This window comes from Veillonella intestinalis, assembly GCF_943192895.1.
In the GTDB taxonomy this organism is placed as follows: Bacteria; Bacillota; Negativicutes; order Veillonellales; family Veillonellaceae; genus Veillonella_A; species Veillonella_A intestinalis.
The window spans coordinates 119,654-133,170 of the sequence record NZ_CALPCB010000006.1; the positions used below are offsets into that span (position 1 = coordinate 119,654).

At 35.9% G+C, this 13,517-nt stretch carries 16 protein-coding genes; 3 read left to right on the top strand and 13 right to left on the bottom strand.

The genetic code is table 11. The features are described from left to right. Positions 1-49: 49 nt before the first annotated feature. Positions 50-856: a hypothetical protein gene (locus NFR27_RS06145; RefSeq protein WP_251442796.1), complete on the bottom strand. Its 807-nt coding sequence runs from the start codon at positions 854-856 to the stop codon at positions 50-52. A 207-nt stretch (positions 857-1,063) separates the two neighbouring features. Then, positions 1,064-1,675, bottom strand: a complete 612-nt coding sequence (locus tag NFR27_RS06150) for a superoxide dismutase (RefSeq protein ID WP_251442811.1) — start codon at positions 1,673-1,675, stop codon at positions 1,064-1,066. A gap of 650 nt (positions 1,676-2,325) precedes the next feature. Between NFR27_RS06150 and pflB the strand changes: the two genes are divergently transcribed. The 3 genes from pflB to pflA all read left to right on the top strand — a co-directional run bounded on the left by pflB (position 2,326) and on the right by pflA (position 5,570). After that, entirely contained in the window at positions 2,326-4,476 is a 2,151-nt protein-coding gene (pflB, locus tag NFR27_RS06155; protein ID WP_251442814.1) for a formate C-acetyltransferase, read from the top strand. Position 4,477: 1 nt separating this feature from the next. Continuing rightward, positions 4,478-4,717, top strand: a complete 240-nt coding sequence (gene grcA3, locus NFR27_RS06160) for an autonomous glycyl radical cofactor GrcA3 (protein ID WP_115310840.1) — start codon at positions 4,478-4,480, stop codon at positions 4,715-4,717. Positions 4,718-4,802: 85 nt separating this feature from the next. Beyond that, on the top strand, positions 4,803-5,570 hold the full coding sequence (gene pflA / locus NFR27_RS06165; RefSeq protein WP_251442817.1) for a pyruvate formate-lyase-activating protein: 768 nt from the start codon (positions 4,803-4,805) through the stop codon (positions 5,568-5,570). 112 nt (positions 5,571-5,682) lie between these two features. On the opposite strand, the gene bcp is transcribed toward pflA, so the two are convergent. The 11 genes from bcp to NFR27_RS06220 form a co-directional block, all read right to left on the bottom strand. Beyond that, positions 5,683-6,147, bottom strand: a complete 465-nt coding sequence (gene bcp / locus NFR27_RS06170) for a thioredoxin-dependent thiol peroxidase (RefSeq protein ID WP_251442820.1) — start codon at positions 6,145-6,147, stop codon at positions 5,683-5,685. 145 nt (positions 6,148-6,292) lie between these two features. After that, a complete protein-coding gene (locus tag NFR27_RS06175; protein WP_251454718.1) occupies positions 6,293-8,338 on the bottom strand; it encodes an S-layer homology domain-containing protein in 2,046 nt (681 codons plus the stop codon). Between the two features lie 99 nt (positions 8,339-8,437). Then, entirely contained in the window at positions 8,438-8,698 is a 261-nt protein-coding gene (locus NFR27_RS06180; RefSeq protein WP_251454721.1) for a hypothetical protein, read from the bottom strand. Positions 8,699-8,892: 194 nt separating this feature from the next. Then, the gene (locus NFR27_RS06185; RefSeq protein WP_251442824.1) at positions 8,893-9,366 is read right to left on the bottom strand and encodes a hypothetical protein; all 474 of its coding nucleotides are present in this window, start codon (positions 9,364-9,366) and stop codon (positions 8,893-8,895) included. A gap of 52 nt (positions 9,367-9,418) precedes the next feature. Continuing rightward, positions 9,419-9,865 carry a cupin domain-containing protein gene (locus NFR27_RS06190; RefSeq protein WP_251442826.1) on the bottom strand — a complete coding sequence of 149 codons (447 nt, stop codon included), beginning with the start codon at positions 9,863-9,865 and terminating at the stop codon, positions 9,419-9,421. Between the two features lie 10 nt (positions 9,866-9,875). After that, positions 9,876-10,967 carry an ethanolamine utilization protein EutH gene (gene eutH / locus NFR27_RS06195; RefSeq protein WP_251442828.1) on the bottom strand — a complete coding sequence of 364 codons (1,092 nt, stop codon included), beginning with the start codon at positions 10,965-10,967 and terminating at the stop codon, positions 9,876-9,878. A gap of 11 nt (positions 10,968-10,978) precedes the next feature. Further along, the gene (locus NFR27_RS06200; RefSeq protein ID WP_251442830.1) at positions 10,979-11,248 is read right to left on the bottom strand and encodes a EutN/CcmL family microcompartment protein; all 270 of its coding nucleotides are present in this window, start codon (positions 11,246-11,248) and stop codon (positions 10,979-10,981) included. Between the two features lie 11 nt (positions 11,249-11,259). Then, on the bottom strand, positions 11,260-11,859 hold the full coding sequence (locus tag NFR27_RS06205) for a hypothetical protein (protein ID WP_251442832.1): 600 nt from the start codon (positions 11,857-11,859) through the stop codon (positions 11,260-11,262). 11 nt (positions 11,860-11,870) lie between these two features. Continuing rightward, entirely contained in the window at positions 11,871-12,506 is a 636-nt protein-coding gene (locus NFR27_RS06210; protein WP_251442834.1) for a phosphate propanoyltransferase, read from the bottom strand. 12 nt (positions 12,507-12,518) lie between these two features. Then, entirely contained in the window at positions 12,519-13,094 is a 576-nt protein-coding gene (locus tag NFR27_RS06215; protein WP_251442836.1) for a hypothetical protein, read from the bottom strand. A gap of 86 nt (positions 13,095-13,180) precedes the next feature. Beyond that, positions 13,181-13,465: a BMC domain-containing protein gene (locus NFR27_RS06220; protein WP_251442839.1), complete on the bottom strand. Its 285-nt coding sequence runs from the start codon at positions 13,463-13,465 to the stop codon at positions 13,181-13,183. Positions 13,466-13,517 lie beyond the last annotated feature (52 nt).

Here is a 13,517-nt window from a genome sequence, read left to right on the forward strand (position 1 = left end):
TGTATTTTAATACTCTATTTTTATACGTTACTCTTTTTATAGTCTACTATTAAAACTTCAACAATTCATCAACCGCAACCCGTCGAGCTTTTTGACTACCATATTTATCAATCAAGCCTACTACATCCGCTTCAAAGCCTTTATTATGTTTACCAATATACGTACAGTTTATTAAATCTCGCACATATTGCTCAGTCGTGTTTTCATCAGCTAATACCACTTTTAAAGTTTCCTCTAAATAAATAGGTGGAATCATATAACCCGCTGGTAAATATTTAGTAATTAAGCTACTAATTGTAATGAAATGCAAAGCCTGATCAACCGTTACCTCCCCTAACAAACGAACAGCTTGAGGATCTAACGCTACGGCTAAATCAATAGCTGCTGCCGTAGGCTCTTTAATATAACTTAAGGCCTGATAATTTTGCTTAACCGCCGCTAATTGCACCGCTTCTGAGGGACTTTCAATAAATTTAATAGCATCATAATTAGAGGCCACTGCTTCCAACTGCAATTCCTCACTAGGGTTCTTTAAATATTGAATGGCCCAACCTGATTGTGCTAAGGCTATACGAATTAATCCTTCATCAGGATTATCAATAAGTTCTAAATTATTCCACCCTTTTGAAACTACGAGTTCTAACAATTCGCGGGATGGATTTTTAATGTATTGAATGGCGCGTGGCGCATTAGTCATCGCAATATCCACCATTTCAGGTGTAGGGTCTTTGATATATTGTAGTACCATGCCATTTTTGCGAAGTGCTGTCAATTTCATTTCCTCTGTAGGATTATCTATTTGTGCAATCGCATATGGATTGATACTTACAATACGTAAATTCTTTTCGTTATCCATGTGACTTCCTTACTCACTATTACTTGCATTTTAATTGCATTCTATTATATTGAATAATTTCGTTTATATGTATATGATACCATTTCTCAATGATTTTGTCGTTAAAAAATTATAAATAACAAAAAGAGCCCCCTCGGCCAATTGACCGAAGGGGCTCCTTCCCATTATATATACGGACTAGCGAGAATGTCCGTCACCAGTCAGCTCTTATTTTGTAGCTGCTGCGTAATGTTTATTTACTTGATCCCAGTTTACTAAGTTCCAGAAAGCTGTTACATAGTCAGGACGAGCATTCTTATATTTTAAATAATATGCATGTTCCCATACATCAAGGCCCAACACAGGTGTTTTACCTTCAGTTAATGGAGAATCCTGATTAGGTGTAGAAACAATCTCTAATTTACCATTGTTAACTACTAACCATGCCCAGCCAGAACCAAAACGACCTGCAGCCGCTTTGCCAAACTCAGCTTTAAAGTTTTCAAAGCTACCAAATGCTTCATCAATTGCACCAGCAATAGCACCAGTAGGGTTACCGCCAGCATTTGGAGCTAAAATGTTCCAGAAGAATGTGTGGTTCGCATGGCCGCCACCATTATTGCGCACAGCTGTACGAATATCTTCTGGCACTGCGTTCAAATCAGTAATTAACGCTTCTACGTCTTTTTCACCCAATTCTGGATGTTTTTCAATCGCAGCGTTTAAGTTCACAACATATGTGTTGTGGTGTTTATCATGATGAAAATGCATTGTTTCTGCATCAATATGCGGTTCTAAAGCTTCATAAGCGTATGGTAATTCTGGTAATGTGTATGCCATAAAAATACCTCCTCCCCCATATTGGGGTAAACATAATGTAGGATTCTTTATTATCCTACTCATATACATAACATATTAAAAATATTTGAAGTAAGTTTCAAAAACTAAATTCATATTTTTCTATCTTTCGATATATTAATGATAACATTTTTCATTTAGTTTGTCTATAACTAGTTTTAAAAATATCGATTTATTTTTCATAAAAAGAGTCATCTTCTAAAAATAGGTGAATAAATTATATATTTTACAAACATATTTAATGTCGATAACTATTGTGTTCCATGAAAGCTAAAACAATAATAATTCAAAATTTATAAACTCCTATCATTTCAGTATATATAGCAGATAAATACTGATTATAATTGGTCTATTAAAACATTTATAGGCAGAAAATCTTCTTTGTGCGAACAAAATAATCCATTCAGACAAACTTAAACTCAAACCTATAATCCCCTCTTACATAAATTATACAAAATCTAAACATAGATATTTAAATTTCAAATTATAAAACTTCTTCATTTCTTCATCTTTTATTTTTAGCATAGATTAAATCGAAAAATAATATCATTACAAATATTGAATTACTTATCAATACAGTATACACTTAAAGTATCTTAAACATTCTTTATTTCCTTAATGGAGGTGCTATAATGCAACATACTGCATGGAAAGGCTTCATTACAGGTGTATGGGATAAAGCCATCGATGTACGTGACTTTATCCAACGTAACTATAACCCCTATGTAGGGGACGACTCATTCCTAGTAGGTCCAACCGAACGGACACAACAACTCTGGCAAGAAGTATTACGCCTTTACGAAGAAGAAAAAGCTAAAGGTGGCGTACTCGACGCCGATACTGATGTAGCAACAGCAGTATCTTCCCATGGCCCAGGCTATATTATTAAAGACCTAGAGCAAATTGTAGGCCTACAAACAGACAAACCGTTAAAACGGGCTATGTTCCCTTATGGTGGCTTACGCACAGCCAAAATGGCCCTCAAAGAATACGGCTTTGACATGAATCCACAGCTGGAAGATTTCTTCCACAAACATCGAAAAACTCACAACGACGGCGTATTTGATGTGTATACGCCAGAAATGCGGGCTGCTCGTTCAGCTCATATTATTACAGGCCTACCAGACGCTTACAGCCGTGGCCGTATTATTGGCGACTATCGTCGTATTGCCTTATACGGGGTTGATCGCTTAATCGAGGAAAAAGAAAAAGAGTTTTCCATCACCATGGGCGACATGACCGCCACATTAATTCGTGACCGCGAAGAAATCCGTGATCAAATTCGTTCCTTAAAAGAACTAAAAGAAATGGCTGCTTCTTATGGCTTTGATATTAGCCATCCAGCCAAAGATACGAAAGAAGCCATTCAGTGGTTGTATTTTGGTTATTTAGGAGCCATCAAAGAGCAGAATGGCGCTGCTATGTCAATTGGCCGTAACACCGTTTTCTTAGATATCTATGCAGAACGAGACTTACAAACAGGCCATTATACAGAAGAAGAAATTCAAGAAATGGTCGACCATTTCATCATGAAGCTTCGCATGGTCCGCTTCGCACGTATCATTGAATACAATAACCTCTTTACAGGCGATCCTGTTTGGACTACTGAATCCATCGGCGGTATGGGATCTGATGGTCGTCCATTAGTATCTAAAATGGCCTTCCGCTATCTTCACACCTTAACTAACCTAGGACCTGCACCAGAGCCAAACTTAACAGTCCTCTGGTCCCCTCGTTTACCAGACGGTTTCAAACGCTTCTGTGCTAAATTGTCTATTGAAACCTCTTCTATTCAGTATGAGAACGATGAATTAATGCGACCTAACAGCGGTGATGATTACGCCATTGCGTGCTGTGTTTCACCAATGCGTATCGGTAAGGAAATGCAGTTCTTTGGTGCTCGTTGTAACCTTGCTAAATGCTTGCTTTACGCCATCAATGGAGGTATTGATGAAAAGCTAAAGAAACAAATAGGTCCAAAATATCGCTCTATTACCTCTGAATATCTTGAATTTGACGAAGTAATGGAACGATTCGATGATATGATGGAATGGCTCGCTGGCGTATATGTGAATGCTCTCAATATCATTCACTATATGCACGATAAATACGCCTATGAAAAATTGGAAATGGCCCTCCATGACCGCAAAGTAACGCGCTGGTTCGCCACTGGGATTGCTGGTCTTTCAGTAGTTGCCGATTCCTTATCGGCTATTAAACATGCAAAAGTAAAACCAATTCGCGATGAAAATGGTATTGCTGTGGATTTTGAAATCACTGGCTACTTCCCTAAATATGGTAATGATGATGACCGCGTTGATGATTTAGCCGCTACAGTTGTATCGGCCTTTATGAATAAAATTCGTAAACATCCTACATACCGTGAAAGCATCCCAACTATGTCCCTCTTAACTATTACATCTAATGTAGTATATGGGAATGCCACAGGTAGCACTCCAGACGGACGTAAACAAGGTATGCCATTTGCACCAGGGGCTAATCCAATGCACGGCCGCGATTCACATGGCGCCGTTTCTTCTATGGCTTCCGTCGCGAAAATGCCTTGGCGTGATTGTAGTGATGGTATTTCCAATACATTCTCCATTATTCCTGATGCACTCGGTAAAAATGGGGAAACTATGATTCGCATGAGCGATTTAGACATTGATTTAGATCTTGATTCCATTTTACAAAGCGATTTACCTACCGACTTACCTGTTAATAATGAAAACTTAGCGTGCCGTGAGCCCAATGTTTCCATCGCTGAAAAGGAGGACAAATAATATGAGCAACCAACAACAAATTGACAATTTAGTAGAATTATTAGATGGTTATTCTGAAAAAGGTGGCCACCATCTTAACGTAAATGTATTTGACCGTGAAATGCTTCGCGATGCCCAACAACATCCTGAAAAATATCCACAACTTACAGTTCGTGTATCAGGCTACGCTGTACATTTCAACAAATTAACAAAACAGCAACAGGATGAAGTTATTTCCCGTACATTCCACGAACAAATGTAATAAATCCCCCTCCTCGCTGTAATATATAGCATAATAGGCTCCCCATTACGAGGAGCCTATTATCTTATTTTTAGAAAGGTAAACTATGATTGGACGAATTCACTCACTAGAAACTATGGGCACTGTTGACGGCCCTGGGGTACGTATGGTTCTATTTTTACAGGGCTGCCCTTTACGCTGTGCGTATTGCCACAATCCTGATACTTGGGATGCGCAGCAAGGTACAAATATAACCATCAAAGAAGTATGGGCACAATTTGAACGAAATCAAAGTTTCTATAAAAATGGTGGCCTTACCGTAACTGGTGGCGAAGCCCTAATGCAATTACCTTTTGTTATTGAATTATTCAAATATTTTAGAGCCCGTGGCGTGCACACCTGCCTTGATACAAGCGGCATCTATTTCGAAGAGAGCCAACGAGCAGCCTATGAAACTCTCATGTCCGTTACCAGTCTCGTTATTTTGGATATCAAAGAAATCGACGATACGAAACACAGAGAACTAACAGGCCAAAGCAATCAACAAATCTTACAATTTGCTCAGTTTATTGATGAACACCATGTACCAATTTGGATTCGCCATGTAGTAGTCCCTACAATTACAGATAATGCAGATCGTTGGTATCGTCTCGGTTTCTTTATTGGCCGTCTGAAAAACTTAGAAACTATAGACTGCCTCCCTTATCATGTAATGGGCCAAGCAAAATATAAAGAACTCGGCATTACCTATCGCTTAGACGGTATCCCACCTGCTAGCAAAGTATTAGCTAGTAAAGCCTCGGCTATTGTTTTAGAAGGTATCAAAGCCTATCGTAGACATTGGTGGAGTCCCTTACAATCTCCCTCTATCTAAATAAATACTTATAGTAAATCAAAGAAGAAATACTTCTCCCCTCCATACTACGACTTTGGCCAAAAGAGGATTGAAAGAAAAACCAACATAAATGACTAATGCTTCTCAGCCCTTATAAGCCAAGATTTAGTAATAATTGCCCTACATGTTCTTTGGCTTTTACACCACGATAAATATGAGTAAGAATGCCTTTTTCATCAATGACAAAAGTAGAGCGTTCAATACCAATTGATACTTTGCCATATAATTTTTTCTCTTTCATAACACCATAGGCATTACATAAAGTTTCTTCCGTATCAGCCAGTAAATCAAATTGCAAATCATATTTAGCTTTAAAATTAACATGACGTTTTACTGTATCTCGACTTACGCCAAGCACAACATAGCCTGCCTTTTTTAATGTTTCATAGGCCTCGTTAAATTGTTGTGCCTCTACAGAACAACCAGGTGTATTATCTTTAGGATAGAAGTACAAAATCACCTTTTGTCCCATTAATTCTTTTAAGCTAACAACTTCATTAGCATCATTCACAATTGAAAATTCAGGTGCTTTATCACCGACTTTTAAGTCTGCCATACATATCACTCCTTACATAGTTCATATCTTTTATTCCCAATTCAGTGCTTTTAACTATAGCCTTAATGATTAATTGTTGTACATATTATCATGTATGAAAAGGCTATTTTGTTCAGCTAGACTGATTGAGAATAGCTACTATTTATTATACTACGGGAGTAATAGAACTACCATACACATCTCTAAAATCATTTTCTTGTTTATTCATTTTGCTATTAACTCTAACTCGCTCAATTTTATGCCGATCATTATCTGCACCAGAAATGCGGTCAATTCTAACTCGATCCAAACTTAATTCACGTAGTTCATAATCAAATTCATTCACCAGCTGTTTCATTTCCACATCCATATGAGCTCCATTTTCCATAGCTCGATAAATAATAGCAGCAAATTCATAGCGCGTCATAGTTTTTTCACCCTTAAAAGTTCCGTCAGGATATCCAACTAAAAGACCTTTCTCTGCTAAAGTTTTTACATATTCATAAGCCCAATGCTGTTCTGGTACATCTTCAAAAAATACACCTTTAGTATTATATTGCTGCCCAGTAAAATTATTCAGTTGCTGTCGCAACGACTCAATCTGTTTATGTTGTGCTTTTACAATTGTTTTTAAGTCCTCTAAATCTTTAGCTATAGCTACTCGTGTATTAGTTACAGTACTCTTTTGGCCAAACTTCAAACTAATACTTGCATTAACCATATTTTCGCCATTTCCCATAGATCCAGCTATACTAAACATAGTATCTTCATTTGGTCGATAAAAGCTCCCTATTGCTATAGCATCAGCATTATTATAATTGCCATATCCTGCTGAAAATGTCCACTTATCATCAGGATCAAAATCCAATGGATGTAAGCCTGCTAATGCTGCCGCCCCAGCACCTACTTTATTAATTTTAGAATCTAAATGATTCACACGAGCATTAACATTATGTATTGCTTGTCGATTATTTTCAATATTAACAGTATTCTGAGTAATACGATTACTATTATTCTCTATTTTTAAAGTATTTTCTTTAATTCCTTTACTGTTTTTATCTATTTGTACTATATTTTCTTTAATCTGTGTGCTATTATTATCAATTTTCGTTATATTTTCTTTTACAGTTTCACTGACTATATTAATATCCTTACTATTCTTTTTAACATTATTTTGTAATTCATCTGATACTTTTATAGTATAGTTATGATTTTCATCATCACTAACTACTACTGAATCATCACCAGCACTAACTGTAGTAATCGTATCACTATCTACAATCGGCTTATTTTCTAACACAGTAATTCTATCTTCGTTAGACGTAATTTGTAATTGTAAATCCTCAACATCTTTTTTGCTTACATCAGCCGAAATAGTGTATGTAGTTGTATTGCCTTTCACTTCAGGTTTAATAGTTATATTATCTCCAGCTTTAACAATTGTATTCGTTACACTATTAGCGACAGCCTTTAATTGAGCTACATTAACAGCATCACTATTTTCTGTTCCGGCCGCCACATTTATAATTTGACGGCTTCCACTCTCATTACCAATAGAAATAGCAGCTAAGTCACCTTTCACCGTATTACGAATCTCATCTAAATCCGCAGACTTAGCAAACTCGAATCCATATACAGAGTTATTAACTACCGAAGCTTCACTAGCTACTGTAGCATTAAGTATAAAATTACGATTAGCCACCGAGTTAGAACCTAACGCTACAGCATTATCAACGACAATAGCCGTTGCTTTATTTCCAATAGCTACATTAGAAGATTTATCAGCACTTGCATTTGTACCTAATGCAATCGTGTTATAACCTAACGCATGAGCAGTATGCCCCATAGCAAGGGCATGATCATAAGCCTTTGTATCCCAGCCACCAATAGAAATACCGAATCCTTTTGCTTCAGCATCAAGTCCTAACGCAATAGCCGATTGGCCACTCACATTAGCTCTATAACCTATGCCAATACCGCTATTCGCAGAATTCAAATTCACACTATGTCCAATAACTACCGCAGCACCACTATTATTTATTATATTATTATTCCCAAATACAGCTAATGCCTCACTACTACCTAACTTGCCTTTTATACTATTACCATTCCCCATCATAACTGACTTAAATAGCTCTGTAGTATTACCAGTACCAACTAAAATGGCATTACTTACACCTATGGAAGCTTTATTACTCACACCTACTGCCACTGAAGAATTCCCCTTTAATTCATTTTCTATACCTACAGCAGTATCATTAAACTTCGTAATTTTATTTTTATAACCAATGGCCGTTGCTTGACTAATATCCTATTCATTATCAAATTCCACACTATTTTCAGTCCCATATATCGTAGCATTATTTACTATATTGACATCATTATCACTATTAAGCCCCGCACTATTTACATTATTTTTATATCCTACAACAGTACTAGTCTGTGTATATGCACTAACCTTATTATTTTCACCGCTTACATATGTAGTTTCTTGAACTGCATATGAATAAGGTATAGAATATCCCATAGTTAATACTGTTATTAATGTTCCTACTACTTTCTTATTTCTCATGCAAACCTCCAACCAACACACAAACAAAACTAATAATATAAATATTATCATATTTTAAAATATACAACAATTTTCAAATATAACTTATTTTATAAATTTCAAAATAATCACTAAACAAATACTAAACACAAAAAAAGAGCAATGTTTTTATTCATTGCTCTTGTAAATTTACTTATGTATTAAATGTTAATTCTTTACTCTTCCACAATATCATAAAGCTTTTTAAATATTTCTGGGTCACAAGGATATTCTTCACCATTAACACCTCTAATAACCCAATCACCAGGATTAGTTCTTACTACACCATTTAATGTCAATAAATATCTAGTCCCCTCTTCTCGAATTGCCGTTAGCTTATTAGGTTTATGACGAATAATCGTAGCTTTCTCACTATAACCCTTCTCATCATAATATAAAGCATGAGCTTCCGAAGCACAAAATTCCACTAGTATTTCTGAAATTATAATAGGATTTTGTTTTGATTTACACGTTTCAACTATATATCTTGCAAACTGCGGGTCAAAATTCAATTCTAATGGAACTTCATTGGTAGAGGGTTCTTCTTTATACACCTTTATTTGTAATAAGGTACTATCTATAACCAACCAACGATAGCCTAATTTATAAGCCCCAGCCAAAACACTAGCTAAATTTTCCTTTTCAGTCATCAGTTTCTCCTTTATAAAATGAAAGGACGGCAAATGCCGTCCCTATCTTATATTATACTTGCGATTGCCAATCTGCTGGATATGTAACATATACAAATCTAGCTTTTCCTTTTACAGAAAATTGAATCGGACTCCCCTTAGGAATTAATACTATTTCACCAGGTCCCGCTGTAATTGTTTCACCATTAATAATAATACTTAACTCTCCGGAAATAATATAATCAATTTCATCATAATTTAAAGTCCAATCAAATGTAGTGTCTTCCATAACCATAAGGCCACAACCTAATCTAGGACTTTCATCTAATGAAAATAAATCTTTAGTATATACCTTATCATTAGGATTACCCGTATCAAGACGGTCTGCTTCGGTTACATCAATTTGAGGTAGTTTTACAACCCCAACACCACTATTTGATATGTGTTTAGTCGCCATTAGTTTTTCAGTTACTATTTGACGAACTAAACTTTCAATCATATCGCGTGTCATATTACCCATTATATACTCCTTATTTTTTAGCTTTAGCCACAATATGTTTAGACATAAACATCGCTACTAAAATTGCAGTTACACCTGCAACAAGCTTACCTACAATCATTGGGAATATCATCTCTTTGGCTACACCTGCAGTAAAACCTAAGTGATCACCTAATACAAATGAAGCAGATACAGCAAATGCAACATTTAATATTTTACCACGAGTATCCATATCTTTTAGCATTTGAAACATTGGAATATTATTGGCTAAGGTCGCCACCATACCAGCAGCTGCAACTTCATTCATCCCTAAAGCAGCCCCCATTTTTAATAAAGGCTTATTAAATACTTTAGTAATAAAAGCAACTAAACAGAACGCACCTGCTAATGTTAATGCAATCCCACCAACAATCTCAATACCTTCTGTAACTGGAGCAATCCCTTCTATTACAGTAATACCAACTAATAATTGCAAAGCACCTAAAATAAGACCTAAAACAGCAACAATAACTACACCTTGACCAAATATAGTAAAACATTTAATCATTGTTTCTGGAATCATCCATAGCCCTAAAATTACAAGTAACGCAAAAATAACAATAGGAATTAAATTAACTAAAATCATGCTTAAATTCATGCCCGCTACAAGACCACCTGCCAAACATCCCAAGGGAATTGTAACGATACCACATAAAACACCTGTAGCCAAGTACTGATGATCTTCTTTATCAATAATTCCTAAGGCTACCGGAATAGTAAAGACAATAGTAGGTCCCATCATAGCGCCTAAAATTGTACCTGCAAACAGCCCCGCTTCTGGGGTTAAAGCCATCTGCTGAGCTAAAGCAAATCCACCCATATCATTCGCCAATAATGTTGTTGCAAACATAGAAGGATCAGCGCCTAACATAGCATAAACAGGTACTACAATAGGGCTTAACACTTGAGCTAAAATAGGTGCTATCGTAATAATACCAACCATTGACATTGCTAATGCACCCATAGCCATAATGCCTTCTTCAAACTTTTCACCTAAACCAAGCTTATTGCCAATACATTTATCTAAGCCCCCTATAATCATAAAAAGGACCATGATATACATAATAATTTCATTAATACTCATAGTTGTATCTCCTAACCATCTGTATCAATTGAGTCAATAACACCCACAATCATTGCATCAATTGGCGTATTCATATTCTCGGCTGATATTCTAGCTGCTTCACCTAATGCCACCAGTACAGTATCACCTATACCAGCACCAGCATTATCAGCTGCTACAAATGAATCTTTTTCAGTTATGCCATCAGCCTCTAAAGCCCTAACAATCATGAATTTCCAACCATTTAATTTATCATCTTTTCGAGTAGACCACAAGCTACCAATAACCTTAGCGACTAACACAATATCACTCCTTATAGTTTTAAATCATGTTCTCGCATATAATCACGAGCTAATGGGGTTAATCTCGCACCAATTGGCATTTTTTCACCATTTTGTTGTAGCTGAACTAACTTAGCTACTGTAATAAATATTGACTTACTACTTTTTATCGGCTGTGATATCTTAGAGTCTTTCTTCTTCAGTCTACTACAAACCTCTGTGCCAAATTGAATTCCATAACTTTCACAAGCATGTACAATTTCTCGCCACTGTTGTTTTAAAGCATATGGAAGGCGCTCTATATGAGTCGGCATTACAGGCCTTTGTTTGACAACTACAGGCTTTCCTTCTAAAATACACTGTATAATTTGCTTACTTTTTTCTGAATGAGGCATAAGGTACGCCACCTCACTCAGCTCCTCTAAAGTTAATTCATCGATGACTAAATCAGAGCTATTAGAATTTGTTGAATTACCCTTTGAAGTAGCCCCTATCATCATATGCATAGCCTCTGAGGACGGGTTCGATTTAAATACTTGATTTAAATTAGCATCTTTTTCACTGGCTACATATTGATTCCAAATTTTATCAGTAATAGTTTGGATGATAGATTCTAACTCACTTGTTTTCATAAACCACCCTCCTATTCGATAATCTCACCAAAATCGCCATCATGTAATCCACACGCATTAGCTTCGTCAAAATCAATATGCATATATGTGTGATACTTTGGACTAACTCGAATTACCACATCATCAAAAATAAGAGGTCGTGCTGTATTAGTTCTAACTTTTACAATTTGTCCATTCCTAACACCTAATATTTTTGCATCATCTTCTGCTACATGCACGTGTCGTTTAGCTACAATACAACCTTCAGTTAAAGAAATATGTCGTTCCTTATTTACGATAATAATACCTGCTGAACCTTTTAAATCACCGCTTTCCCTAACAGGTGCTTTAATTCCTAATGTTCTTGCATCAGTTAATGAAACTTCTACTTGTGATTGTTCTCTAACAGGACCCAAAATAACGACATTAGTAAACATGCCCTTTGGTCCAACTAGATTAACTCTTTCTTGACATACATATTGTCCTGGCTGGGAAAGATCTTTAACTTTAGTTAACTGATACCCTTCACCAAATAAACGATCTACGTCATTTTGACTTAAATGTATATGTCGACCTGAACCTTCAATAATGAATTTTTTATTATTCTCTATGCTCTTTTCTTCAAGTTGCTTTAATACTTTACTAACAATATCATCTACTAAATTCACTTAATCACCTCCTTAACGCTCATTATTAATAACCGCTATAATTTCTTTTGACCATGCAGTAAATGATTCTGATACTTGCGGAAATAGCTTTATCAATTCTTCTACATATTTCATTTGCCTTAATAATTCAGCTGTAGAATATTGCCAAGTCCGCCATGGGCATGATTTAAACTGAAAAGTTTGAGGCTTAATAGGTAATGACGTTTTTATCACTACAGTATAGCGTGACTGTTTAAACTGTTCGAGTAAATCTTGTTGTAATTTCCAATAATGCCATAAACTTTCATCAAAAAAAATATCTGGTAATAAAGGAAAATAGAATAACTCACGTAATTTAGCAATTTCATTATCGAGATTCATTAAATCACCACTTCTTATATTAGAAGTACCTGCTTGAATTTCTTTCTTAAAACTTCTTGGTGATGTTTCGCCATTGTTTATTTGCTTCACTTCGATTTGAAACTCTCGTAAATACGATTGAGCAGATGGCGTAATTATACTAGGCTCCGTCAACGTTAGTTGTTCTCCTCTATGAAGTTTTTTATGCCGTAATAATTGGCGTATATTATTTTCAGTAATTACTTTCATAGAAAACCCTTTCTTATAAATAGAGAGCGCCTTACGCGCTCTCTATTATTACTTACGCATTGCCCGTAATTTAATCAACGGTTAAATTATTCACTTTTTCCTGGCAAAATAGCATCTACTTCAGCATGTGGACGAGGAATTACATGAACAGAAAGAAGTTCCCCTACTCGTTCTGCAGCAGCTGCACCAGCATCTGTAGCAGCTTTTACAGCCCCTACATCACCACGAACCATAACTGTTACTAAACCACCACCAACTTGCTCTTTACCAATTAAAGTAACATTAGCAGCTTTTACCATTGCGTCAGCTGCTTCAATTGCGCCAACTAAACCTTTTGTTTCAATCATTCCTAATGCATTTGTGCTAGACATAGTGATTACCTCCTAAAGTAACTAATAATATGTTTAAAATAAAATATTTGTA

What these genes read in the sequence shown, in the direction of transcription:
- NFR27_RS06145 (WP_251442796.1), bottom strand. Translation starts at nt 856, where the DNA reads ATGGATAACGAAAAGAATTTACGTATTGTAAGTATCAATCCATATGCG.
- NFR27_RS06150 (WP_251442811.1), bottom strand. Translation starts at nt 1,675, where the DNA reads ATGGCATACACATTACCAGAATTACCATACGCTTATGAAGCTTTAGAA.
- pflB (WP_251442814.1), top strand. Translation starts at nt 2,326, where the DNA reads ATGCAACATACTGCATGGAAAGGCTTCATTACAGGTGTATGGGATAAA.
- grcA3 (WP_115310840.1), top strand. Translation starts at nt 4,478, where the DNA reads ATGAGCAACCAACAACAAATTGACAATTTAGTAGAATTATTAGATGGT.
- pflA (WP_251442817.1), top strand. Translation starts at nt 4,803, where the DNA reads ATGATTGGACGAATTCACTCACTAGAAACTATGGGCACTGTTGACGGC.
- bcp (WP_251442820.1), bottom strand. Translation starts at nt 6,147, where the DNA reads ATGGCAGACTTAAAAGTCGGTGATAAAGCACCTGAATTTTCAATTGTG.
- NFR27_RS06180 (WP_251454721.1), bottom strand. Translation starts at nt 8,698, where the DNA reads ATGAGAAATAAGAAAGTAGTAGGAACATTAATAACAGTATTAACTATG.
- NFR27_RS06185 (WP_251442824.1), bottom strand. Translation starts at nt 9,366, where the DNA reads ATGACTGAAAAGGAAAATTTAGCTAGTGTTTTGGCTGGGGCTTATAAA.
- NFR27_RS06190 (WP_251442826.1), bottom strand. Translation starts at nt 9,865, where the DNA reads ATGGGTAATATGACACGCGATATGATTGAAAGTTTAGTTCGTCAAATA.
- eutH (WP_251442828.1), bottom strand. Translation starts at nt 10,967, where the DNA reads ATGAGTATTAATGAAATTATTATGTATATCATGGTCCTTTTTATGATT.
- NFR27_RS06205 (WP_251442832.1), bottom strand. Translation starts at nt 11,859, where the DNA reads ATGAAAACAAGTGAGTTAGAATCTATCATCCAAACTATTACTGATAAA.
- NFR27_RS06215 (WP_251442836.1), bottom strand. Translation starts at nt 13,094, where the DNA reads ATGAAAGTAATTACTGAAAATAATATACGCCAATTATTACGGCATAAA.
- NFR27_RS06220 (WP_251442839.1), bottom strand. Translation starts at nt 13,465, where the DNA reads ATGTCTAGCACAAATGCATTAGGAATGATTGAAACAAAAGGTTTAGTT.